Source organism: Oxobacter pfennigii (assembly GCF_001317355.1).
In the GTDB taxonomy this organism is placed as follows: domain Bacteria; phylum Bacillota; class Clostridia; order Clostridiales; family Oxobacteraceae; genus Oxobacter; species Oxobacter pfennigii.
Genome location: NZ_LKET01000030.1, coordinates 71,211 through 96,026, shown reverse-complemented (window position 1 = coordinate 96,026; position 24,816 = coordinate 71,211). Strand labels below are relative to the sequence as shown.

Annotated in this window: 17 protein-coding genes; 4 read left to right on the top strand and 13 right to left on the bottom strand. The window is 42.4% G+C overall.

What is annotated here, in order from left to right; translation table 11 throughout:
• The 3 genes from OXPF_RS23085 to OXPF_RS09885 form a co-directional block, all read right to left on the bottom strand.
• Positions 1-5,204: InlB B-repeat-containing protein (locus OXPF_RS23085; RefSeq protein WP_242854384.1), on the bottom strand; the 5,204-nt coding region annotated here is incomplete at its 3' end.
• Positions 5,205-5,402: 198 nt separating this feature from the next.
• Complete coding sequence (locus OXPF_RS09890; protein ID WP_054875046.1) at positions 5,403-6,269, bottom strand: response regulator; 867 nt, start codon at positions 6,267-6,269, stop codon at positions 5,403-5,405.
• A complete protein-coding gene (locus OXPF_RS09885) occupies positions 6,266-9,373 on the bottom strand; it encodes an ATP-binding protein (protein ID WP_242854382.1) in 3,108 nt (1,035 codons plus the stop codon). The genes OXPF_RS09890 and OXPF_RS09885 overlap by 4 nt, the downstream gene beginning before the upstream one ends.
• A 373-nt stretch (positions 9,374-9,746) precedes the next feature.
• Here OXPF_RS09885 and OXPF_RS09880 point away from each other — a divergent pair, with 373 nt between their 5' ends.
• Entirely contained in the window at positions 9,747-10,427 is a 681-nt protein-coding gene (locus OXPF_RS09880; RefSeq protein WP_054875045.1) for a DUF6198 family protein, read from the top strand.
• A gap of 304 nt (positions 10,428-10,731) precedes the next feature.
• Here OXPF_RS09880 and OXPF_RS09875 read toward each other — a convergent pair whose 3' ends face one another.
• The 8 genes from OXPF_RS09875 to OXPF_RS09845 form a co-directional block, all read right to left on the bottom strand.
• Positions 10,732-12,114 carry a uroporphyrinogen decarboxylase/cobalamine-independent methonine synthase family protein gene (locus OXPF_RS09875; RefSeq protein WP_054875044.1) on the bottom strand — a complete coding sequence of 461 codons (1,383 nt, stop codon included), beginning with the start codon at positions 12,112-12,114 and terminating at the stop codon, positions 10,732-10,734.
• Positions 12,115-12,301: 187 nt separating this feature from the next.
• The gene (locus tag OXPF_RS09870) at positions 12,302-13,687 is read right to left on the bottom strand and encodes an MFS transporter (RefSeq protein ID WP_054875043.1); all 1,386 of its coding nucleotides are present in this window, start codon (positions 13,685-13,687) and stop codon (positions 12,302-12,304) included.
• Between the two features lie 73 nt (positions 13,688-13,760).
• Positions 13,761-13,889, bottom strand: a complete 129-nt coding sequence (locus OXPF_RS23380) for a hypothetical protein (protein WP_278308378.1) — start codon at positions 13,887-13,889, stop codon at positions 13,761-13,763.
• 18 nt (positions 13,890-13,907) lie between these two features.
• Complete coding sequence (locus tag OXPF_RS09865; protein ID WP_054875042.1) at positions 13,908-15,083, bottom strand: uroporphyrinogen decarboxylase/cobalamine-independent methonine synthase family protein; 1,176 nt, start codon at positions 15,081-15,083, stop codon at positions 13,908-13,910.
• A 694-nt stretch (positions 15,084-15,777) separates the two neighbouring features.
• On the bottom strand, positions 15,778-16,551 hold the full coding sequence (locus OXPF_RS09860; protein ID WP_054875041.1) for an IclR family transcriptional regulator: 774 nt from the start codon (positions 16,549-16,551) through the stop codon (positions 15,778-15,780).
• A 395-nt stretch (positions 16,552-16,946) separates the two neighbouring features.
• Positions 16,947-17,783, bottom strand: coding sequence for a phage antirepressor (locus OXPF_RS09855; RefSeq protein WP_054875040.1), 837 nt, complete (start codon positions 17,781-17,783; stop codon positions 16,947-16,949).
• 83 nt (positions 17,784-17,866) lie between these two features.
• On the bottom strand, positions 17,867-18,361 hold the full coding sequence (locus OXPF_RS09850) for a sigma-70 family RNA polymerase sigma factor (RefSeq protein ID WP_054875039.1): 495 nt from the start codon (positions 18,359-18,361) through the stop codon (positions 17,867-17,869).
• Between the two features lie 161 nt (positions 18,362-18,522).
• Complete coding sequence (locus OXPF_RS09845) at positions 18,523-18,732, bottom strand: hypothetical protein (protein WP_054875038.1); 210 nt, start codon at positions 18,730-18,732, stop codon at positions 18,523-18,525.
• Between the two features lie 500 nt (positions 18,733-19,232).
• On the opposite strand from OXPF_RS09845, the gene OXPF_RS09840 reads away from it, so the two are divergent.
• From OXPF_RS09840 to OXPF_RS09830, 3 genes are read left to right on the top strand one after another with little or no spacing between them, the layout of a single operon-like run.
• Positions 19,233-20,471 carry an ABC-three component system protein gene (locus tag OXPF_RS09840; protein ID WP_054875037.1) on the top strand — a complete coding sequence of 413 codons (1,239 nt, stop codon included), beginning with the start codon at positions 19,233-19,235 and terminating at the stop codon, positions 20,469-20,471.
• A complete protein-coding gene (locus OXPF_RS09835) occupies positions 20,455-20,694 on the top strand; it encodes an ABC-three component system middle component 7 (RefSeq protein WP_054875036.1) in 240 nt (79 codons plus the stop codon). Before OXPF_RS09840 ends, OXPF_RS09835 begins: the two co-directional genes overlap by 17 nt.
• Positions 20,672-22,504 (top strand): DUF2326 domain-containing protein, encoded by a 1,833-nt coding sequence (locus OXPF_RS09830; RefSeq protein WP_083479815.1) that lies wholly within the window; start codon positions 20,672-20,674, stop codon positions 22,502-22,504. The genes OXPF_RS09835 and OXPF_RS09830 overlap by 23 nt, the downstream gene beginning before the upstream one ends.
• Positions 22,505-22,646: 142 nt before the next feature.
• Here OXPF_RS09830 and OXPF_RS09825 read toward each other — a convergent pair whose 3' ends face one another.
• Positions 22,647-23,267: a methylated-DNA--[protein]-cysteine S-methyltransferase gene (locus tag OXPF_RS09825; protein ID WP_083479813.1), complete on the bottom strand. Its 621-nt coding sequence runs from the start codon at positions 23,265-23,267 to the stop codon at positions 22,647-22,649.
• A gap of 26 nt (positions 23,268-23,293) precedes the next feature.
• Positions 23,294-24,754 (bottom strand): AlkA N-terminal domain-containing protein, encoded by a 1,461-nt coding sequence (locus tag OXPF_RS09820; RefSeq protein ID WP_054875035.1) that lies wholly within the window; start codon positions 24,752-24,754, stop codon positions 23,294-23,296.
• Positions 24,755-24,816: the final 62 nt, after the last annotated feature.

Here is a 24,816-nt window from a genome sequence, read left to right as displayed (position 1 = left end):
GGAGTCGATTCAGTAAATTCATTGGCAAAGGTTCCATCGTCGGTATACCAGCCATCAAATCTGTATCCGGTTTTCGTTGGCGCTGCGGGTAACGTTACAGTGGTATTTTCTGCTACATTGGCAATCGAGGCAACCAGGCTACCTCCATTGCTATTAAATGTCACCGTATATATGTCCGTTGTAACTACCGTCCACTTGGCGTAGACTGTTATATTATCTGTAACTGGAGTAGATGAAGTAAATTCATTCTCAAAGATTACATTGTCTGTGTACCAGCCGGCAAAAGTATATCCTGTCTTCGTCGGTGGTGCCGGTAAATCTACGGTAGCATTGACTGCTACATTAGAAATCGGTGTAACCGCGTTTCCTCCGTTAGTGTCAAAGCTCACTATATAAGTCGTTGGCGGAACGGCCGTCCACTTGGCGTAGACTATCAGATTGCTTGTCACCGGGGTCGTTTCGGTAAATTCATTCTCAAAGTCTTCATTATCGGTGTACCAGCCGGCAAAATTGTACCCTGCTTTTGTCGGTGCCGCGGGCAGCGTCACCGTGGTGTTTGTCGTCACATTGACAATCGGAGCTACCGGGCTTCCGCCATTGCTATTAAAGGTGACTGTATATGTGTCTGGTGTAACCACCGTCCACTTAGCGTAGACTATCAGATTGCTTGTCACCGGAGTCGTTTCGGTAAATTCATTCTCAAAGTCTTCATTATCGGTGTACCAGCCGGCAAAATTGTACCCTGCTTTTGTTGGTGCCGCGGGTAACGTCACCGTGGTGTTTGTCGTCACATTGACAACTGGAGCTACCGGGCTTCCTCCATTGCTGTCAAAGGTCACAGTATATGTGTCTGGCAGAACTACCGTCCACTTCGCATAAACCGTCAGATCATTTGTCACCGGGGTCGATTCAGTAAATTCATTTTCAAAGTCTTCATTATCAGTGTACCAGCCGGCAAAATTGTACCCTGCTTTTGTTGGTGCCGCGGGTAACGTCACCGTGGTGTTTGTCGTCACATTGACAATCGGAGCTACCGGGCTTCCTCCATTGCTGTTAAAGCTCACCGTATATGTCGTTGGCGGAACCGGTGTCCATTTGGCATGCACCGTCAGATTTCCTGTAACTGGAGTCGATGAAGTAAATTCATTCTCAAAGGTTCCATCGTCGGTATACCAACCTGCAAAGGTGAATCCCGGATTTATCGGTGTCGGCAAGGTCACCGTGGTATTCGCTGCTACATTGCCGATTGCAGTTATCTCACTTCCTCCATTGCTGTTAAAGGTGACTGTATACATACTTGGAACGCCTGCGCTCAGCTTTTGAATCCGGTGGTTATACGTATCAGCTACATACACATTGTTATAAGCATCCACCGCTATACCATATGGAGAACTGAACAGACCGGAACCATTCCCATAGCTTCCCCACTTAGTCACAAATTCCCCTGCAGAGCTGAACTTTTGGACCCGGTAGTTCTCGGTATCAGCTACATAGATGTTTCCACTGCTGTCCACCGCTATACCATATGGGTACATAAACTGGCCATTGCTCTCTCCTTCCTCACCCCACCGGGATATAAAGTCACCTGTTGATTGAAATTTTTGAATAGAGTTATTATTTGCATCAATAACATAAACGTTACCACTGCTATCCAAGGCTATACCCTTTGGATTTCTAAAATTGCCGTTTCCTTCACCTTCACTTCCCCACTTCAACAGGGAAGTACCTGATGAATCAAATTTTTGGATCCTAAAATTCTGCGCATCAGCCACATAGATATTGCCGGTACTATCCACCGCTATGCCGGTTGGCCCCTCTAAATCGTCCTCGTTGTCAATGTTTCCAAACGTCAACTGGTGGCTGCCCGTAGCATTGAATTTTTGCACCCTGTTGTTAAGCGTATCAGTGACATAAACATTGCCATCACGATCCACGGCGATTCCCTGAGGACTGTTAAACTGACCCTCAGCGCTGCCTTTTGTTCCCCACGCTGTTACAAATTCACCTGTATAATTGAATTTCTGAATCCGGTTATTCAAAGTATCAGCAACATAAATATTGCTATTTTCATCTACAGCCATTGCATAGGGAAGATTAAGCTCGCCATCCTCCGAACCTTTGCTCCCCCACTTTGCCAGGAAGGCACCTGTCGAATCGAATTTTTGAACTCTATTATTTTGATTATCAGCGACATAGATGTTTCCCATACTGTCTGCCGCGATCCCAGATGGATTGGTAAACTGACCACTGTTCACCCCTTTTTCTCCCCACATCCCCTGATGCTCACCTATAGAGTTAAACTTTTGAATCCTGTGATTAAAATTGTCTGCAACATAAACATTCCCACTGCTGTCAACAGCTACCCCACTGGGACTTTTAAACTGCCCCTCGCCGCTGCCGCTGGTTCCCCCCCACGTCGCCTCATGGGTACCTGTGGAACTAAAGACTTGAATTCTATGGTTATTAGAATCGGCAACATAAACGCTGCCGCTGCTGCTCACAGCTATACCGTACGGCATGCTAAACTGATTTTGGCCGTTGCCGCTGCTCCCCCACTTTGTTATATAGTTGCCGTCAGAATCAAACTTTTGCACCCGGCTGTTATTCGTATCCACCACATAGATATTTCCACCGGTATCGACTGCAATACCCGTTGGGGTTTTAAACTCACCATCGTTGCCTCCATTGCTCCCCCAAGCCGTCCAAACGCCGGTGCCAGAGTCACGCTTTTGTACCCGGTGATTCAACATATCGGTTACATAGACGTTACCCCAACTGTCCACTGCAATGCCATATGGAGAGGTAAACTGGCCCGCACTTGTGCCTCTAACTCCCCAAGTCTCCAAGAGGATTCCGAAAGAATCATATTTAAGAATCCGGTGGTTACCCGTATCAGCGACATAGAAGTTCCCGCTGCTGTCTGCTGCTACCGAATAGGGTTGACCAAAAAACCATTGCTCATCTGGAATGATAGGTACAAAGCCGCTTGCTGCCCCAACTACCACCCATTTCGCATAAACCGTTATATTTCCGGTTACCGGAGTGGTTGCTGTAAACCCATTTGCGAATACTCCATTATCCGTATACCAGCCCGCAAAGGTATATCCGGCTTTCGTTGGAGCTGCCGGTAATGTTACCGTCGCATTTGCTGCTACATTGCTGTTCGCAGTTACTTCACTTCCTCCGTTACTGTCAAAGCTCACTGTATAAGTCGTTGGAGGAACAGGTGCCCATTTGGCATACACTGTCATATCTCCGGTCACTGGAGTCGATGAAGTAAATTCATCCTCAAAGGTTCCATCGTCGGTGTACCAGCCGGCAAAGGTGAACCCTTCTTTCTCCGGGGCTACCGGTAGTGTGACTGTGGTATTAGCGACCGCATTGGTAATCGGTGCAACGGTATCTCCGCCGTTGCTGTCAAAGGTTACGGTATAAATATCAACCAGCTTTTGAATCCGGTGGTTTCGTGTATCTGCAACATAGATATTGTCGTTGCTGTCCACTGCTAAACCATATATATTGTTAAACTGGCCTGCACCGCTGCCGCTACTCCCCCATTTCATCAGGAAATCTCCCGTAGAACTAAACTTTTGAACTCGGCTGCCGTCCCCGACATAAATATTGTCGTTGCTGTCCACTGCTATGCCCCGTGGACTATAAAACTTACCATCGGTGCTGCCGCCGCCTCCCCACTGTGTTAAATAAGTGCCTTCAGAAGTAAACTTTTGAATCCTGGAATTATTGGTATCAGCTACATAGACATTGCCACTGCTGTCCACTGCTATGCCGTTCATATTATTAAACTGGCCATTTCCGCTGCCGCTGCTCCCCCAAGATCTTATCAAGTTATAATCAGAATCAAATTTTAAAACCAAATACCTGCTGCTGCTGCAAACATACATATTGCCGTCACGGTCAAAGGCTATACCCATGGGGTTCCAAAGCTGAGCGACATTATTTGTACCGCCTCTTATGGGTGTTCCCAGGTATCTGCCCGCAGGATCATATTTTTTAATGGAATTCGTGCCTGAATCCGAAATATAAATGTTGTCATCGCTATCAACGGCCACGCCGCATATGACGGAAAACTGTTCATCGCCAAAGCCACCGCCACTCCCCATTTTTATATCAAATGCACCCGCAGAATTGAATTTTGAAATCCGTGAATTTGAATCACCAACATAGATGTTTCCATCACCATCCACCGCTAAACCAACCGGCCCGTACAGTTCACCGTCGTTGTTGCCTAAGCTTCCCCATTTCGCCTGAAAAGTGCCTGTGGAAGTAAATTTTTGAATCCTTTTATTTTGAGTATCAGCCACATAGACGTTGTCATTAATGTCTACTGCGATACCTCGGGGAGAAGAAAACTGACCGTCGTTAAGACCCCCGCTTCCCCATTGTTGCAGAAAACTGCCGTCGGATTCAAATTTTTGGATTCGATTATTAGAACTATCAAGCACATAGACATTTCCATTGCTGTCAACATCTATGCTGGCAGGAACGTTAAACTGGCCCTCACCGCTGCCTTTTCCTCCCCACATCCCCTGAGGCGTGCCTGTAGAACTGAACATTTGAATCCGGTGGTTATTCTGATCAGCCACGTATACCGTGCCATTGCTGCTCACAGCGATATCATAAGGATATAAAAACTGTCCTGCACCGCTGCCGTTACTACCCCACTGGGTTAGATAGTTGCCATTAGAGTCAAACTTTTGAATCCGGTGGTTGTGAGCATCTGCCACATAGACATTGCCACCGGCATCGACTGCCAATCCTCCCGGATAGTTAAACTGCCTATTGCCAGTACCGCTGCTCCCCCAAGTTGTCCATACACCGGTTGTCACATTGCGCTTTTGAATCCTGTTGTTATTAGTATCGGAGACATAAACGTTACCGGCACTGTCCACCGCAACACCCCCCGGAGAATAAAACTTGCCCGCGCTGGTGCCATACGGTCCCCAGCTTTCCAGGAGGATGCCTGTAGGGTCATATTTCAAAATCCGGTGAGTATTAGTATCAGCCACGTAAAAATTCCCACTGCCGTCCGTTGCTACTGCAGTGTTGTAGTCAAAAAACCATTGCTGGCCGGGAATGATGGGCCGAAAATCTTTCGTTGCGGCCAACACAGGTTTAATACCTAAGGGCAGAAGAGTAAATACAAATACGAATATTATCAATAGACTAATTGACTTTTTGAACATTCTCACGCTATTATATCCTCCTTTTATCTTTAATAAATATTCCATAGCTTTTATCATAAGCTACAAACCCTAAATAAACCCTAAATGAGAAGTGCCCCATGGAACTAATCAGTCCTATGGGGCACTTACCATAAATTCTTATATATCAATGTTTCCGATATTTTTAGCTAAAAAATTCTGGTTAAAATCAAAAAAACCTTATTTAATATTTTTTAATTTCTCAATTGTTCTTTTGCACATTTCATCAAGCTCAGCAGCTTTAGAATAGGCCCAGGCATACCCGCTCCCATCCATATATCCTTTCTTCTCCAGCTGCTCAAACAATCGAAAATTTTCTTTGCTATTAATCTGGCCGGTCCTGAACAACTCTTCCAATTGGTAGAGGTCACAATCCACCTGGTCTTTCTTGATCCTATAATTTCCCCGGCCGTTTTCAAGAATCTGAGCCAGGCCTGCTTCTGCCAGCCTTTTACGAAGCAAATAGGTCGTGGCATGAAAATTTGTCTGAGCTTTTTCGGAATTATAGTCAGGCCAGACTGCATCGCTTATTTTTTCCCAGTTTACCGGTATGCCCTCTTTGTGTACCAAAAAAGCCAATACTTCCTTGGCCTTGGAGTTTTTCCAGGTTAACGCTTTCCCTCCCTGGAAAACTTCAAAGCCGCCGAAGCATTGAATAAACGGTTTCCCGGGTCTATTCACCTTACTTTTGGTTTTTAGCAACCGTTTTACTGTCTTTTCCAGTCTTTCTTCCGTCAAAGGTTTCATAATATAATCTATGGCCTGTACTTCAAAAGCCTCTACCGCATATTGGTTAAAGGCCGTCACAAAAACGATGTCAATGTTTTCATTCAGGTCTAATATCTGCCCGGCTAGCTGAAGGCCATTAACACCCGGCATTTCAATATCCAGAAAAACGGCATCCAGGGGATGCTCTTTCACATAGGATAATAACTGTCTTCCTGTTCTAAACAGTCCGCACAATTCAAGCTCCTTGACTTCAGACACCAGTCCCGCAAATCTTTCCAGCACATGCCTCTCATCATCTACTGCCGCAATCCTTATCATGCTTGTTTCCTCATTTCTTTAACCGTAAACTGAACCCTTGTCCATTCTCCAACTCTGCTTGTTACTTTCAATTCTTCCGCGCAGAAGTGCATCAACCTGCGCCGGATATTAGCCAGACCTACTCCCCTCCTATGGGAAGCCGGGTTTTCCCTATGCCACAAATTATTTAATTGATCCCGGCTTATTCCGCTCCCATTGTCCCATACTTCAACATGAACCATATCCCCTTCTGATTTAATAGTAAGGCGGACAGTTCCTCCCTCTTCATTCTTCATCACCCCATGCCGGATGGCATTCTCCACCAAAGGCTGGATGGTAAGGGGCAGAATCTTCTTCTTCAAAGCATCCGGGTGAACATCATACAAAACCGTAAGGCGGTCCTCAAATCTTGCCTTCTCAATTTCAACATAGGCTTCGACCAACCGGAGCTCGTCTTCTAAAAGCATAAAGCTATCCGGCCGGGGATCAAAGCATCTTCTTAAGTAATAACTCAAATGCGAAATCAGCTTCTCCGCACGCAACCCATCTGTCCGGCATAAGGTGATAATGGCATTTAAAGAATTGAACAGAAAGTGGGGCTTGATTTGCGATTGGAGAAAATCCAGTTCGGCCTTCATTGCAGCCTCAACGGACTGCTTGAGCTGAAGGAGGGTTTCGGTCCTCGATCGTATCTCCAAGGCGTCAAAGGGCTTGATAATAAAGTCATTAGCCCCGGCCTTAAAGCCTGCTGCGATGTCGTTTGGAGAATAGCGCACTGTCAATAGTATTACCGGCAGTTCAAACAGTGAAAACTGCTTCCGGATCTCCCTGCAAACATCATAGCCCGACATTCTGGGCATCATTACATCCAACAGGATTAAATCAATATTGGGGCGGCTTTTCAGTATTTCCAATGCTTCTGCTCCATTCATCGCCCAAAGTAAATTATACGGCTCATTGGCAAATAAGCGGGCCAGAACTTGAAGATTGGCCGGTTGGTCGTCGACAGCCAGCAGCGTAAATTTGCCCGTGCTCCGCTGGGGCAGCTCCGCCAAGCTCCGTTGTTCCTTCATTTCATATTTTTCATAGGCTTGAACGGCCTCCTGAGCCTGATTTGAGCCTTCATCCGCCATGGGCAGTATAAAAGCAATCCGGGTTCCCTTCCCCGGCTCCGACCAATCAATATAAATCTCCCCGTTCATCAGCTGCAGCAATCTCCTGCAAATAAAAAGCCCCAAGCCTGTCCCACCATACTCGTTGGGAGAGTGGGCCTGTTCAAAGGGTTCAAAAACAGCATCCCAGCTATCTGGGTCAATACCTGCTCCGGTGTCCTCCACCAGGATTTTCACTTGCTTCCCCATAGCCTGGGCGGAAACCGTAATCGTTCCCTGGCCGGTAAACTTCATCCCATTGCCGACGAGGTTCTGTATGATCTGCTTCAACCGGTTCTCATCGGCATAGATGAGGGGTAAATCAGCGGGAACGGCATTGACCAGTCTGATTTTTTTCGCCACGATCAAATGCTGGAGTAAATCGAACACAAGAGAAACAGTCACCCGGACGTCAACCTCAGCAAGATTAACGCTCAGCTCATTCCGCTTAATTTTATCCAGGTCCAGAATATCGCGGACCAGGGCGGACAGCCTTCTGGAGGTGTCCCTGATCACGGACAGATTCTGCATATGATCCTCCTTAAGTTCTTCTCCTGTCTCCAGCATGGATTGGGACAAATTGATGATGGCATGGAGGGGTGTTTGAAACTCATGGGAGGTATGCAGCAAAAACTCGTCCTTCTGCTTGTCGGCTTTCTGAAGCTTTGCCGCCATGCTTTCAATGGTATTATAGGCTTCCGAAAAGCGGTAGGACATAATAAACGAGGCCAAAAAGCAAAAGCTCAAAATGGCGTAATATCCGACTTTATAATCCAGGACCACACTGCACAGATAGAGGGCATAATCCATTAAACCAATAAGGTAGCACCCTAATGCCAGGATAAAGAGCCCCAGGCCTTTCCGGTTGAATTCGCCGTATTTTCCCTTCCAATATGAATATAACAACAGCCCCATAATGATTATGTAAGCCGCAGCCTGAACAAGGCTGGCCGTTAAGTTAAAAGGGGAATACCATTTAAAAGGCGCAATCAGGACAAAGCTGCTATACAGCCCCATGGGATATATAATGCTTCTGATAAGCCAGCGGGGAATCAGGTCTTTACATATGGTTTTGATGAACATGGCCATGGGAATCAGTGAGGAGTATAAGGAGATGGCCTGGATTTTATAAAATACTTCCGTGGGCAAGTTGAAATACTCAATAAGGAGCCGGTCCCCGGTACTGGCATAAGACCAGGCTATCACGATGCAGCTCAAGCCAAAATAGAGCAGCCCTTTTTCCTCTCTGCGAATAATAAATACACTTAACTGATACGACCCAAGCAACAGCAGGGACACAATCAGGCTCATATTGAGTAGTGTTGTATTGGTGTTTAAGGTATGAATCCCCTGAGCACTGCCTAAATAAAGGCGGTAAGGAATTCCTCCCTGGTTATTTTCATAGTTGGCCGCATGAATCAAAATTTCTGCAGTTTCTCCCTGCACAGGGAAAAAAACATTATACGGTTTATTCTCATATTGATATTCGCCTTGGGATAAAGCCGGTATACCGCTTTCCCCAACCTTGTTGCCATTCACATAAATGGTACTTGCCATCCTGATATTGGAGATTCTTAATCCATAGATCATGGACGAAGGTTTCAGCTTTACCTGCAGGCGGTAGGTAGCTCCACCCCTGGCTTTTGTATTTTCTGTTTCAATATTTTGCTGCCAAAAACCCGGGACTTGAATAAATGTTGGTTCCGAACCCGGCTCTATTCCCGGCTCCAGCAGCCGGTTCCAGTAAAATTCCCATTGTCCGTCCAGGGGAACAACCTGATCCGATGTAAAATCCCAATCCGTCAAATCCAGCAAACCATGCTGGGACAGCTCCAGTTCACGGCCTTTATTATCCGTAACTTTCAATAAGCCAAACAGTAAAAAAAAGCATCCGAGGCTCACTGCAATAAGAGCCATCAGCATTTTTCTCATCCGGTGATCAACTCCATATCCTACCCTTACGGAAAGGTCCATGACCGTCCCGTTTTTTTACATTATACCTGTTTTTTCGGAAAAATATGACTTAAATATCCATTTTATTATGCCATAAAAGATATTGAGTGTAAATTGTAAAGCTTGGCTCCGGGTAATAAAAAAACAGCCTCTCGTTTGGAGGGCTGCCTGTTGATGCGCATTGAGATGGCTTTCTGCAAAGAACCTTTTGTATGAGAGACTCGGTAGAAAGTTTTTCTAGTAGATGAGCGGTTGCTTATACAATCCTCGGAAAATGCAGCATAACTTTTCTACATTGCAATTTGGCAAAAAATAAGGTATAATACTGAAATTAAACACCTTTGCCTGTTTCTATATCAAACAGGTAAAGGTGTATTTTCTTTTTGGGGGAAATATGAAAAAAGCTACGTTTTATACAGAGTTAGCATACCTTTTCGGCATTGCCGGTTTGGCGCTTGGAACCGCTTTTATGGAAAAGGCCGGCATGGGTATTTCCATGGTGGTTGCTCCGGCATATCTGATTTATTTGAAATTCTCAAAGGTTTGGACTTTCGTGACTTTCGGAATGGCAGAGTATTCATTACAGGTAGCTCTTCTTGTTATCATGGTTATAATCTTAAGAAAGTTTAAAGTATCCTATTTATTTTCATTTGTCACAGCAATTATTTACGGTTTTACACTTGACGGCTGTATGGCGCTGGTTGCTAATATAAACACTTCATCTTTTGCCATGGGTATTGCATTTTATATTATCGGTTTAGTTCTGTGTGCTATTGGCGTTGCATTCATTTTTCATACTTATATTGCACCGGAAGTGTATGAGCTGTTTGTAAAAGAGGTATCTATTAAGACGCATAGTAATATCAATCATTTTAAGATTGGATATGACTGCTTCAGCTGCCTGCTTGGAATTATATTGTCGTTTCTTTTTTTTGGACTTTTCCATTTTGAAGGTGTGAAGCTTGGTACGATAATCTGTGCCTTGGTCAATGGAAGGATTATTGGGGCAATCAGCCATTTGATGGAAAAACATCTGAATTTCATTGATGGCCTTCCTTTAAGAAAATTTTTTTAGTGAGAATAAATGTTTCCGGCTATACATTATGAGTATAATCATGACCCGTAAAACGTGCGGTTTGCTCAGGGCTATAAGCCCTTAATATCGGTCAGCGTTTAAAGGCGCTGGCTTTTACTTTGTTCATTTATATCTATCTTTTAGGCTATTTAGTTCAATGTAATAATTCCACCCTGAAAATAAGAATAACCCCTCTGCAAATTAAAGAGGGGTATAAGGAAGTAATTTATATGTTTTACCTTTCTCCAATGGTATTAAGATGCAGTTTATCAACCTGTAGCTTTAGCTCCATTTTATAATTTTGTTATACCATAAGCCACATTATGTGGTCGAACATTTGCTTGTCGTAGCTTTCAAATACAGCTTTTTGATAATCCGGTGTATATGGATATTGCTTCTTAAACAAATCCCAATTCAGTAAATATTTTGATTGAATCGGAGGAATTTCATTTACATTGAATACATATCCTTCTTCGTTAATCTTTCCGCCATAAGGTTCGCCTGCATCAGGATACACTGCGTAATCCCTTAAAAATTCCGATAGAGCACACAAATTTTCAAAGTTTATGTCTCTCAGTGATAGAGGTGATTTGTCAAATGCAAATATATATCCGCCTCCCGGCAGCATTATATCCAAAAGTTCTTTTGCTTTATCTATAACCTGCTGCTTTGTTCCGGTTTTTACTAAGTTAATGGGATACAAACCTTTTATTATATGCTTTTTGCCAACCTTATCTTTTATCGTCTTTGGATCGCCATATTCAAAGGTAAGAACAAAACCTGCAGGCAATTCTTGCAGATAGTCAAGATAACGCATCCAGTCATGCTCACAGAAGCAGGCGCCCCTGATGCCAAGGGCCGCATACATCCGATACATTTTAAGATAGCTTGGAAACCATACTTCGGCAAAGTCTTTTTCGCGCATATATGTCGGCATATGCAGTGGCGTGTTCACGAAGCCCTGAGGATCCGGATTTTTGGGAAGGGACCAATAAAACAGGAGCGGTAAAACAGCTTCACAAGCCTCCTTTACTTCTTCCCTGTGACGTCTGATATCCAAACTCAAACCGCTGAAGCTTCTTAGCTGATCGGCAAGAAAGTCGCAAGGAGCTATACTCATAGTTGTACAACCTGCAGGCGCGCCGTTATAATAACCGAACTCTTCCATAAGGGACATGGGTAATGACATGCCTCTTTTACCTTCGTCTTCCAGCGACAACTTGGCACGTTGAAAATCAAGCAGCATTTTGAGCGGTTCCTGCAGATTGATGCTCTTGTATAGCCTTGGAAACACCTTCTCAAGGAGGAATGCATAAGGGTCTTTTATCAATTCGGGATACTCATCTTCATTCATACCGGAAACTTCCGGATGCTGTACAAAACCGCTTTGTCCCATTACAAATGATTTTGAACCCAGCAGCGAATAATACGCCGGCGGTCTGCCTATACTGGCAACACCGCCTGTTATTAATGTATCGGAATACAGCCTTTTTCCCACTTCCAAAGCAACATCCGTTAATGTATCAAATTTATACTGTACATCAACAACATCCTGCCCCGCATATTCTGCCAGCATTCTTCGGGATATCGCCAAAGAAACAGGCATGCGTTTGGGTATTATGTTGTTATAGATATCTTTATGAATTTGATTTCTTTCATTTTGTAATGCTTTAATCTCTTCTCTCATTGTAATGTACTTCCTTTTTAAATATTTTTGATTGACATTTCTCTTATATAATCGTTAAAATCCGATAATAAAATTCCTGATATTTTTAATAAAACTGAAGCAGAAAAATAAGAGCCGCTTTGTCGTGCAAAGCAAACATACCATGCTTGTTCACAAGCGGCTCACATTTCAGTATAGATGATATCTTTTAAGCGGTTGTATTTTGCTGTTCTCTTCTTGATTTAAGCTCTTCCAGAATTTTGGGCATTTGCTTATCCAGACTTCTCAGGAAAAACAGGCAAATAATGATTGCCATGGAGCAAAAAGCATGAACCCAGGTAAAAGCAAAGCGTATGGCACTAAGGGTTGCTTCTGATTGTGCAGCGGCACCGCCGACATAACCTCCCCAGGCAAGAAGCGCTGCCACAAGTGCTCCGCCTAAGCCGGTTCCTACCTTTTGCCCGAAGCTGACCCCGCTGAAAACTAATCCCTCAATTCGAGTACCGGTTTTCCATTCACCATAATCTACAACGTCACACATAAATGCAAATCTGGTGCCTAACAGCATAGCCGAACCAATACCTCTTAAAGCTGCTGCGATCATTAAAACAGGTATACTTTCCAATGCAACCAGAGGCAGCAGTCCGCCTATAACCTGTATAAACATCCCCGAAAAGCTGGCATTGATTTTTCCCAGGCGGGAGATAATCGGAGTTGCTATAAGTAAAGCGCCAAAATTAGCAGCGTATATCATAGACATAAAGGATCCCATTAAAACCGGATTCTTCATGTTCCATGTGAAGTAATATACACCTACTGACATCAGCGGGCCGTACATTGTTGTAGTCAACATCAATAATGTTGCAATCATCCACCACTTGTTAGCAATAAATGCCTTAAAAGCATCACGTACGGATACTTTTTGTGCCGGCGGCCTTTGCAACGTAACCCTTTCAGTGGTTGACGAAAATGCGGTCAGAATCAATGCAGCTGCACCTATACCCATTATGGTATAAAATTTAAAATATCCGCCTGTACCGCCGCCCAAAGCAGCAATTGCTTTAACAACAAATAAATTTCCTAATGTGGCAGCCGCCATGGAGAATGCCTGGGCAAGCATATTTGTTGTCAAACGCTGTTTGGGATCACTGGTAATGAGTGCAACCATTGATTGTAAAGGAAGGTTAATAGCTGTGAGAAAGAAGTAAGCGACAAGATTATACATAATAAATGCCCATACTATCCTTGCCGTTTCCCCAAAATTGGGAGTATAGAACAACAATATATACGAAATAGTAGCCGGCGCAACCATCCAAAGCAGCCATGGACGTGCTTTTCCGTATTTTGTCTTTGTATTGTCTATAAGAAAGCCTTGGAAAATATCTGTTACACCATCCAAAATCCTGGAAGCTAAAAATATGGTTCCAACTGCAGCAAGGGGTATTTTAAATATATCTGTCCAGAAAAAAGTTAAATACGTGCCGACTCCTAAATTTACCATACCTGAACCGGCATAGCCTGCACAATACAGCACCATTTCCAAAGTGCCTAAATTTGACTTTTGCTTTTGCGGTAAAGCGTTTTCCGTTGACATAGTTATTTTCCTCCCTATTTTAATTATTAGTGAAGTTATCCCTGATATCCCTTCTTTATCTTATTTCTTTATTCTATCTGCCGTGTATGTAGGAATATAATTCATCAGCTATACTTTTTCGCATTTCCGGATCACTTTCCCATGATTCATCACTTTTAAGCATTTCGAACAATTCAACTATCGTATAATTATTCTCTTCCATTATTTTTTACCTCCTGTATTATTTTTTACCGTACTCGTTGGCAAATTCATAAACAGCAATTAAGTTTTCTATTTTAGCGTCATTGGCACATAAAAGAGGTTTGTTCTGCATAAACACAAAACCTCCGCCGGGAGCAAAAGTATCAAAGCATTTCTTAACATAATCAATGCACTGCTGTTTTGTGCCAAATTGAAGCAAATCGGCTCTAATGCCTGTTGCAAGTGTAGCCCAGTCGCCAATTACTTTATGTACCTCGAATGGATCATCTTCATCGAGCATCATTACCATCGCACCGTTGGGCAGCTGTCTGTATCTATCCAGCGTATTGATAAAATGGCCTTCACCTTTCAGAAAAAACTTAACGCCTACTTCCATAAATGGTAAAAATTGTTCGCGGAATTTGTTAAAAAACAATTCATCAAATAATGAAGGTGAAAGGAAACATTCACTGTGATAGACTGTCCTGCCGAGGGGAAATGGTTTATCTTTAAAATCTTCAGGTTTATATTTGAAATCCTTTAAGAATTGTTCCCAAATAACATCACAGGCTTTGCGGACTGTATCTGGACGGCGCCTTAAATCTGTGAGGGAATTCGTTATTCCCCGCAAAATATCAAAAAGTACATTAAAGGGTGAATAAAAGGATAATGGGGAATTTGTTATTGCCAATACTTTTCTGTCCTCGTGGATATTTTTAGTTATAAGTCTGTTTGCAGTTTGATACTTTTTGTATTCAATTGCTGCTTCCTTAAGCTTTTCATAAGCTTGTTCCTTAGGTAAATTAAAAGCGGTATAATGTCTTTTCAACATAGTTTCATACCTGAATGTATTAGGATCCTTAATTAAATCTTCATATTCATCGGCTGTCATATACTCTTCATTTACCTGTATATGTTCTATACAAGTATCATCTTTTGCAAGAGCATAGTCATAACATCCAAGTATTTCATTGGTTTTTAACGGCCTTGATATCGTTCCTCCCCAATAAAAATCGAGGTTTACTTCATCCAGGAATTTCGTATATGTCTGGGCTGTTAATACCGGATCATCCATAACCGCTTTGTATGTTGTGCCTGCATATGCAAATGGCCACATAAGAAATTCCATTCCAACCGGTACTTTATCGGGTTCTTTAAAACTTGTTGCATCTACAAAGTTTTTGACCCGATCATTATAAATTTTTTCATTTTCCATCAACAATTCCTCCTCTTTTATTTTATTTGGACCTTCCCTGCATTAAATTTTACAGTCCCATGCAAAGGGACTACCAAAGCACCTACCCTGCAAACACCTCCCATATATGTTTTATTTTAATTATGAGAAATTTTACTTGTTAAGCAGCACTTTATATAGAGACGCATCAAAAAATTTAAAAACATTACTCAATATGCATTCCTATTTATTAGATTTCTTATCTATAATCTGCTAGTAAATATTAAAAAACTTATTATGAAATTCATTGTGCGTTGGGAAGTTTGCAGCGATACTTATGATATGTTCACTTAAGAAAGTATGCAGTTGCATTTAGCAGGCAATTTGTCGTTAGAGTCCTTCTGGGATTAATTCAGAAGATATATCTTGCTGAATCTTAGAGGTGAATTATTAGTATATATAAGGCTGAATTAACAGTTTATGCTCAACCCATTATCAAGTGGTCACATCGTGGTCATAATGGTCATATTGCGGATTATATGACAACATTATAGCCATTAATTCATAAAAATGTCAATATTTTTTTATAATTGTGTAAAATATTACAATATGTTAAGAAAATCAATATTAGGTAAACATATCTTGAAATTTTCAGCTGAAAAAAATTAATAAAAAAAACTGCTTACAAGTTTTCTGCCTGTAAACAGTTCTTTCAACAGTTTGCATATATGAATTATCAAAAACTCCCCATATATCCCATTTCTTTAGAAATATTATAAGCCGTATTTTTTACTTCGGACGTTATTTTATCAAATTTTTGTTCAAACCTGGGACATGGCGCTACAACGGATATTGATGCGATAATCTTATTTTCAAAATTATAGATAGGTGATGCTGCAGCTGAACGGTCATCATAGGCCTCTCTTAAATCCAAGGCTAACCTTTCTGCTCTGATTTTAGCAACATCATCAAAAATTTCCCCTCTAGTAATATGGGTGTTTTCAGTATAACGTATTACGCCCTTATCAATATACTTTTCCAGTTCTTCATCAGAAAGATCGGCTAAAAAAATTTTTCCTCCGGCAGTCGCATGAAGATATGCTATACTGCCAATCCTGGAGATTGCCCTGACTTCCTGCGGACTGTTATATCTATCAATAACTAATGCAGTATTATTATTAAAAATAGCTATATTAGACGTTTCCTGTGTTATTTCAGTCAATTTCTGAAGATGGCGGCTGGCAACTTTTCTTAAATCCAGCTGGTTAAGTACCGTAGAACCCAGCATAATACAAGCAGGTCCCAGCCTGTATTTTCTCTCCTTCTCAACATATTCTAAAAAGCCGACATAAATCAGGGTTTTTAAGATCCTTTTAACGGTACTTCTATTTAATTGCACTTCTTTAGATAATTCAGCCAAATTCCATTCCGGGTTTTCTAAAGTAAAGCATTTAAGAATACTTGCTGCTTTTTCTATGACTTTAACATTATATTTATCTTCAGTAACCATTATAAAAGTTCCCCTTTCCCACACATGCTCATCAATACATTATTATTATATCTGGAGTAAGTATTGAATGTAAATGTATTTATCATTTGTGTCATTGACCTTTACTGAAAACAGGCAGCTACAATATTTATGAAGACAAGCACTGTTACAATTTTTAAATATGGTAAATTTTAAATCTGGTGTTTACAAAAAATATTCAATTTTAAAAATAAAATTATATTTGTAAATGCAGTGCTTTTAAGGAACTTCGGGAATTGTTTAGCGTAAAACATTTTTTGGAATTCATACAAAAGCCTGTACTACTTAATCGTACAGGCTTTTTTTCTTTTATTTCTTTTGTAAATTAGCATAGCAAGTGGCATCGCACCACCTCTTTTAATTTGTATTGTCTGTGGCTACTTAAACTCAAAGCCCGGTTCCTGCTCTATCAGCGGCAGCACGCCATGAGATTTCAAAAGCTCGTAAATGAACAAGCGGCCTTTCTGGGTCCAGTAGGTATGGACTTTCGAATGTATCATTCCATCAATTTCAGGATAGATATGTGTCCTGGTTACCGCATATCCATGCCTTGCGTGTTTTTGATATAGCAGCCAGATTTTTCCCTGGCGGAACTGAACGCCTGCATCATGCAGGTACTCATTAAGCCAGCGGCCGGACCTTCCGTAATCCTTGGCAATTGTTGTGATGGCTACGGCATCCTTGCAGTTAAGAACCACATCGTAATAACTCGCTTTAGGCTTCATCTCAGCGATTTGTTGTTCCTGAAGGCTGATAGTTGCTTCTAAAGCCGCATTCTTGCTGCGCTCGGCTTTCAGCTCTTGAAGTGTCCTAATCCACAGATCAGGATTGGCCAGCAATTCATCCGTAGCATACAATCCGTGCTTGCGAATAGAAGGAAGAGCCTCGTGGGTTACCCATCGCTTGAATTCCTTCAGTTTTTGCTCTCTCTGAAAAATGTACTCATTGCTAATACCCCTTGCTTTTGCCGGCCGCATAGCCAGCAATAAAGAATACAATCCCGGTTCATTCACAACCGCCGTTTGCTGGATCCCGCCGGGGGTATTCATTTGCGTATACCCCTTTTCATCTTCATCGAGAGACTTCATGGCACGATTTCTATTGGTTTCTCCAAATACATCGCACACATCTTTTGCCACCCACCAAGTTTCTCCATTTCTTTGAACGGTACGTACTTCCTTGCCTTCGTAGTTGAAAGTAGTTAATTCGTTCATAGCAACCTCCCGAATATAGTTATAAGGCAATAAGAACTTGCCCTTAGATATAAGCCAAAAAAGGGGGGAATTCGAACTTCCCATCAGGAAAAATATTGTCTTAATTTTTCATACATCTTTTTAAGACGGCTGCGGATAGCTGCTTCTGTCACCCCCTCTTCAGCGGCAATATTCGTATTGGTGCGTTTCTCAATATATACTTTTTTAAAAAGCTCTTTTTGTTGTGATGAAAGGCACTCCATGGCTTTGGTTAACCTATCCAGCGCATACATGTGTTCGTCTTCCTCTTCGGCTTCTATGTAAAGCTGTTCCGGGTTGGCGCTATAATCTGAAAGGTATTTATTGCGATCATCTGCGGCTTCACCTTCGCCGCCGCAGTATGCGTCAAGGTGTACCGCCGCCCGGTAATCACAGCGGCGCTGCTCATTCACTTCAATATCATCCATAGAATGTAAAAGATCGATGTCAGCTTCTGTGACTCCGTCTTCATCCGGAGCAATAACACTCTTTGCTCCTTCAGCGGTGTAATAAATGTAGTTGGTTCTGTTCTTTTTACTTGTTTTATACCTTCTTGACATGTTTTTGACTCCTTTGACTTTCAAAATTTGACTTTGAAAATTCGCGGAAGCCGAAACATACGCAGGGCAAAAAAAAAAACGGCCGGGATAGTCCTCTGATGTGAGAACTAATCCTGGCCGTCATGCAGCTCCGCGGATTTTCTATTTAGTTAATTAACTTCTTATGCTGCGTTAACATGACTTTCCACATGAAAAGCAGAATCGCTTGATCGGGTTACTATTGTAACGACACCATCACGTTCAATCCTAAGCGTTCCTCCGGCAGGGATTTGTGTACTGGTTTTACACCGTTTATATACAACTTCCACTAAACCGGTGGCTGCATTGACCTTACAGGCTATGCGGCCTTTGCAATCACGGATGTCTTCCATGGATAACCTCCTTTTACACAAAGTACGGCTTGTCTTACCATCTGTTTAAATTTTAATAATTCGAGCTCCTGAAATCCTCAGCCGCAGCTTTGCCGGCACTCTGCCGGGACTCCGCAAATTTCGTTCTTATCCCGGCAATTGAATTAAGCATTTGCAAAGTCAGCCTCCGCGCTTTTAGATTATTAATTGAAACCTGCTTGGCAAATTGCTATAATATTACAAATACACCATAAGGTACCATACAAATAGTGCTTGAAGAGCGTTAAAAATGTCATTTGGTTATAACAAGCGTGGAAACTTTTAATTTATGGAAAAAGATTTAATGTGGAAGGCGAATTTGGCATCAGCAACAATAGCAAAGATGAGTAAAAAGATTTGACGGTAAGCATGGATGTGACGGCGGGAATATTAAAGCTCTTGATGTAAACACAGGAGGTATTGTTGACTGCGCCGGCTAAAATAACCTAAAAAACTAAAATTATTGAAAGGCGGCGAAGTATATGAAAAAACTGTGCTTCGGTACATTTTCAACAATTTTAAAGATTTGTATGGTAAAAAGAGTTACACAAAAGCGGTTATGCGGTACAATGCTGCTTTCTGTCGCGCCTGCTTATGATATTCGCGGCGAGGATGGCACCGTTTCAGATTTAATACTCGGCAAAAAAAACCTGTCTCCCATCGTGACTGATTCTGCTCCGCAGGCAGATCCTCATACTATCTCAAATTATTTTAAGCAGAGTATCATTTCCATGCTGGATGGCAACAAAAGAAGTCTCATCGTTCTTGCCCTGAAAGACATTATTGCGTCTGATGGCACTATCGAGCCTGATACAATTGTAGAAAAAGTAAATGGTATGACAAAGGAAGCTGTATTAAAGCGCAATGCCTTTATTTTGGAAGACCTGCTGGCCGGAATCTTTCTTTATACGGTGCTCAATGTCCAAAACCGAAATTGTGAAGACAGTGTAAAAGAGATAACCGGCAAGTACATACAGTCTTTTGAATATCAAAAATTGAATATAAACTTTATTACGGCCTATAGTGATTTTTCTATGGAGACCGCTAGTGATATTGCGATTGACACCCACTCTTTGATATTACTAACTGAAACGGGCGGTAAATGTCAAAAGTGCGGCAGGGTTTTAGGCATAAAAAAAGAAGGCAGCGGCGTTAACTACGCTAAGGTCGTTCACCTTTCTAAAACTGATGACGTTGTTCTATGTGTTGACTGTGAACGTGAAATACAAAATGCCTCCGAGGAAGAAAAAATAGCTTTACTGTCTGAAAAGCGTGAATTGGAAATTCTTATGGCGGCAAGAGATGCAGCCTCAAGGCATACGATAGAAAATCAAATTGAACAGGTACTTCGGGAAGTCGATTTAATGGATGTTACGGCTGATACGCAGCTTAAAATAAAACCCGTTAAGGTTGAGAATAAAATCACTGAAAAACGCTTGAAGGAACAAGTGCTTTTTGATGTACGTCTGTTATATGAAGGAGTCAATGATGCATTGGACCGGCTTGCCGGCGAAAACAAATTAAATACGGATAAGTTTGCTAAAAATATTAAAAGGATGTATGAAGATGCAAGTGAATCACATATATCACAAAGTGATATTTACACCCTGATTGTTGAGACATTGTTTGAAAAGACAGGCCGCAAATACAGAGAAGCTTGTAGGATAATAATCTCCTACTTCGTGCAAAGGTGTGAGGTGTTCGATGAGATTGCCAAATAAAGTAACATCCTATGCAAACAGCATTATTGCTCTTTTCCCGGGTATCTTGGATGCATTGGCACAACAGGATATGTCCCTTAGAGAGCTGTTTGAACTAACCGCATCGCGCAAAATTGAGATGGCTGATTTTCTAAGTGCCCTGGACTGCTTGTTTGCATTAGGCAGGATTGAGCTTATCGATGAAGCGAGGGTACTGCGCTATGTTGAAAGAGATTCAATGTAAAAAATTTGCTCCGAATCATCAAATTATCCGGTTTAACTCAGGCCTGAATACAGTTCTGGGCAGTGCGGGCGGCAGTAATGCCATCGGAAAATCAACATTTCTATGGATTGTAGATTATGCATTCGGAGGTGAAAGCTACTACTCCCTGACGGATGATATAAGAAAGGAAATAGGCCCGCATGTCATCTATTTCACTTTTGAGTTTGACGAACAGTTATACTATTTCCATAGAAGAACTGATGAACCTAAAAATGTATACCGCAGTGATAAAGAGTGCCATGTTATTACAAAATTGACACTTGACGAATATCAGAGCTTTCTATTTCAGGAATATAAGGTTGGACTTCCGGCACTTGAGTTTTCAGAAATAACCGGGCGTTTTTTCCGTATTTATGGGCGTGAAAACACACTGGAAAAGCATCCATTGCTTGTAAAGCCCCGTGAACAGGATGAAAAGGCCGTAAACTTTCTATTAAAGCTATTCGGGCACCACAAAGTTCTTGCCGATATAAAGAGCATGGAGGAAGAACTTGGAGTTAAATATTCTCATTTCAAATCCCGCCCAAAGGTGAACATAGAAAAAATCGAAAGTAACCAAAAGACAATGGAGTCGCTGAGGAAAAGACTCCAAGCGCTGATGAAAAACAATGAAGAGGCTCAATTAGCATTGTTTGGGTTCGATGCCCAGACATTTGAACGGATAACAGCAGTTCAAAAAGAATTGAACAGTTTTGTTCGCAGGCGCAACCGGCTGCAATCGCAGCTTAATGCTATAAAGAGCAATATCGCTGACAGCAAGGCCGAAACCGTAAGCGAATTTAATTCCCTGGTACGTTTTTTCCCAGATGCCAATATAAAGGCTTTCGAAGAGATTGAACATTTTCATATGAAAATCAGGGCAATTCTGGGTGAGGAAATGGTTCTGGAAACCGGGCGGTTACAACCTCTCATCATTCAGTGTGACAAAGAAATTATGCGCCTTAACCGGAAAATTGAAGAGTCCGGCCTGGTAAAAGAGATGTCCGAGAGACTACTCTCTCAGTGTGTTAATGTGTCTAAAAGCATTGATAGGCTTGAGGAAGAAACATCTCTGCTGATTCATCAAAAAGAACTCATGGAAGCCCGGGCTGAAGCGGCGCAAAAGCTGGAAAAACTGTTGCGGCAGCAAGCCGAAAAGTCAGATGAAATACAAGATGACATCAATATGCGCATGAGGATAATCAACGGCACGCTAACCGGGCAGCAGGAAACTGCCCCTCTTTTGTATATTACTCCCCAAAAGGAAGTTTTCTTTGAAACACCCGGCAACACAAGTGAAGGAGCGGCATTCAAGAGCCTTGTCGTGTACGACTTGTGTGTACTGGAATTATGCCCGGTTCCTGCGCTTATTCATGATTCCAATATTCTTAAACGTATTGAGGATATACATCTTGAGCGTATACTGGAACTTTACCAGTCCGGCGGCCGCCAGGTTTTTATAGCCTTTGATAAAGCTGATTCTGCAACTGAGAAAGCACATAAAATTTTAGAAGAAACAGCAATCCTGCGCTTGTCTGACGGAAATGAACTATTTGGCCGTTCCTGGAGTAAATACCAATCGAATGACAGAACCATAGATGGAGCAAAAAATATGGCTGCAATCAATGATTTACTGCGTCAGATTCCTGACACTTCCTTGCGTAATCAATTGGAACAGGAATTTGCCCGCATATCAAAAAATAAGAAATCTGGACTTGTATCCGGAGAGCACATTCCTGAATGTACTCCTCTTTCATCACTCGGCGGTTGCACTAAAAACAGTCTACATTAATACAGCATTAAAATTAGATGGAGAAACTCTTTGCCTCAATAAAGCAACAGGTATGACTTCAATCTCAAGGATAATTACCCCAAGGCAGTAGGCTTGGCGAAACTTGCAGAGAAGCATTGGGATAAATTTGGCAGGATTCAGCTTATCCGTCTAAAAAAAGGTGTGGATGGACGAGGTCAAGACCAGTTCCACACCCAAAATCAATATCATTCTTATTTTTAGCATCAAAGAGCGTACCCTTTGTAGGTACAAATAACCGGGACATATCGGCACCTTCCATTTCAAGCAATCTCACTTTTGTGCTAACGCCCCCGGCATAACCCGTCAAGCTGCCATTTGCCCCTACAACCCGATGGCAAGGAATAATAATAGATATAGGGTTATGCCCAACGGCACCGCCCACCGCTTGACTGGACATGCTTTCCTTGCCCATCTTCACAGCCATCTTTTTTGCAATGCCGCCATAGGTTATAACCTCGCCGTATGGTATCTCGCATAGAATACTCCATACTTCCTGACGAAACTTACTGCCGATGGGACGGAGCGGTAATTCAAAAACATCGGGTGTCTCACCTGCAAAATACCTGCCCAGCCATTTTTTCGCAGCATCGAATACCGGCATATCGATTTTCTCTACCATTTCTTCGGGGATGGTATCACCGTGGTATTTTTGTCCCTCCATCCACAGGCCGACAAGGTTACCGCCTTCACACGCAAGCGTAATTGTACCTACGGGTGACGTATAAGTTGTTGAATAATACATTTGAACCCTCCTTACGCTCTTTCTGTTTATAGCGTATTCCAAAGATTGGTTGTAGCGTAACTGCGCCACGGCCGCCACGCTTCCGACATTTCCAGCAGCTCTTTTGATGTGAAAGGCTGGAGTGCCTTTTTTACACCAACGTCCGTTTCAAGAAAAGCATCCGGCCATTCCATAGCCCGCATGGCGACGTACTGTGCCGTCCAACTACCAATGCCTCGAATTGTCATCAGCTTTTTTATTTCTTCTTCCGGTTGGACCGGGAGATCAAAATTAATTTCCCCTTGCACAATTGCCCTTGCCAGTTCATAAATCGTTCTTGAACGTGCTGCAATAACACCTAACGGGCCAAAATGATTTTCAATAGGGCCGTCTAAAGCCAATATATCTTCGGGTGAAGGGAAAACACGGGTTAAGCCCTCAATCCCTGTTTGAATCGGCATACCGTAAGTATCAACAATTCTTGCGGCCAATGTGCTTGCCGCCTTAACGGTGATTTGCTGCCCAAGCACTGCTCGCACCGCCATCTCAAAAGCGTTAAAGCAACCCGGCAAACGAGTACCCAAAACACAAAGGCCGGGACGTATGTCGTTCATTACCCGGAGCGTTTCATACACTGCATCCGGGTCACAATACAAGTCAAACAGGTGTCTTACCCGTGCTAATACTTGTGGCAATACAGGCAGCAAGGTTTCGCTCACTGTTACGGTCAAAGCATTCTTTTGCGGTCTGTGGCCTACCCGCACCCATCCATACACATGCTTTCCCTCTGCGGTTACTGAATGTACAGTTCGCATATATGTGTTATCTTTTACTATATCAATCCCTGGAATTACACGTCCGGCAAGGAAGCGGAGCATTTCTTCCCAAGGATAAGGCGGGCGATAGCCTAACGCCAAAGTCACATCACTATTATGCTTTTTTTCCTCCAAAGTACGTTTCCGCAAAGCTGTGGGAGAAAGATAATAATGCTTTTTGAAAAGATCGTTAAATCGACGCAGACTTCCAAAACCAGCAGCCATTGCAACTTCAAGTACCGGCAAGTCAGTATCTGTAAGCAAATTCTTAGCAAGAAGCAATCTGCATGTTTGCAGGTATTGCACCGGCGATACATTGTATTCCGCTGTAAAAACACGCCGTAAATGTCTGTCAGTGCAACCAAGCCTTTCGGAAATCTCGCCTAAACTTTGTCCACTCCCGCAGTTTTCTTCCAACATTCTTGCTGCCCGGTAAACCAAATTAGCGGTAGCATCAGCTATAGAAGAACCAGGGGCAAGTTCCGGTCTGCACAAAAGGCATGGGCGGTATCCGGCTTGTTCGGCTTCTGCTGCCGTATGATAAAAAGTACAGTTTTCAGCTTTGGGCTGCTTTGCCCGGCACACTGGACGACAATATATTCCCGTAGACGATATACCTACGAAGAAACGTCCGTCAAAGCGCGTATCTTTCGCCATAAATGCCGCATATAGTCCGCTTTTGTTTTCCAGCATTGCCTTTACCTCCTTATTTGTTCTCAACTTAATCATATCATGTTTTTCGAAAATAGCTGGCT

What these genes read in the sequence shown, in the direction of transcription:
- OXPF_RS09850 (WP_054875039.1), bottom strand. Translation starts at nt 18,361, where the DNA reads ATGTCAAGAAGGTATAAAACAAGTAAAAAGAACAGAACCAACTACATT.
- OXPF_RS09820 (WP_054875035.1), bottom strand. Translation starts at nt 24,754, where the DNA reads ATGCTGGAAAACAAAAGCGGACTATATGCGGCATTTATGGCGAAAGAT.
- OXPF_RS09830 (WP_083479815.1), top strand. Translation starts at nt 20,672, where the DNA reads ATGTTGAAAGAGATTCAATGTAAAAAATTTGCTCCGAATCATCAAATT.
- OXPF_RS09890 (WP_054875046.1), bottom strand. Translation starts at nt 6,269, where the DNA reads ATGATAAGGATTGCGGCAGTAGATGATGAGAGGCATGTGCTGGAAAGA.
- OXPF_RS09855 (WP_054875040.1), bottom strand. Translation starts at nt 17,783, where the DNA reads ATGAACGAATTAACTACTTTCAACTACGAAGGCAAGGAAGTACGTACC.
- OXPF_RS09845 (WP_054875038.1), bottom strand. Translation starts at nt 18,732, where the DNA reads ATGGAAGACATCCGTGATTGCAAAGGCCGCATAGCCTGTAAGGTCAAT.
- OXPF_RS09860 (WP_054875041.1), bottom strand. Translation starts at nt 16,551, where the DNA reads ATGGTTACTGAAGATAAATATAATGTTAAAGTCATAGAAAAAGCAGCA.
- OXPF_RS09870 (WP_054875043.1), bottom strand. Translation starts at nt 13,687, where the DNA reads ATGTCAACGGAAAACGCTTTACCGCAAAAGCAAAAGTCAAATTTAGGC.
- OXPF_RS23380 (WP_278308378.1), bottom strand. Translation starts at nt 13,889, where the DNA reads ATGGAAGAGAATAATTATACGATAGTTGAATTGTTCGAAATGCTTAAA.
- OXPF_RS09840 (WP_054875037.1), top strand. Translation starts at nt 19,233, where the DNA reads ATGAAAAAACTGTGCTTCGGTACATTTTCAACAATTTTAAAGATTTGT.
- OXPF_RS09865 (WP_054875042.1), bottom strand. Translation starts at nt 15,083, where the DNA reads ATGGAAAATGAAAAAATTTATAATGATCGGGTCAAAAACTTTGTAGAT.
- OXPF_RS09825 (WP_083479813.1), bottom strand. Translation starts at nt 23,267, where the DNA reads ATGTATTATTCAACAACTTATACGTCACCCGTAGGTACAATTACGCTT.
- OXPF_RS09835 (WP_054875036.1), top strand. Translation starts at nt 20,455, where the DNA reads ATGAGATTGCCAAATAAAGTAACATCCTATGCAAACAGCATTATTGCT.
- OXPF_RS09875 (WP_054875044.1), bottom strand. Translation starts at nt 12,114, where the DNA reads ATGAGAGAAGAGATTAAAGCATTACAAAATGAAAGAAATCAAATTCAT.
- OXPF_RS09880 (WP_054875045.1), top strand. Translation starts at nt 9,747, where the DNA reads ATGAAAAAAGCTACGTTTTATACAGAGTTAGCATACCTTTTCGGCATT.
- OXPF_RS09885 (WP_242854382.1), bottom strand. Translation starts at nt 9,373, where the DNA reads ATGGACCTTTCCGTAAGGGTAGGATATGGAGTTGATCACCGGATGAGA.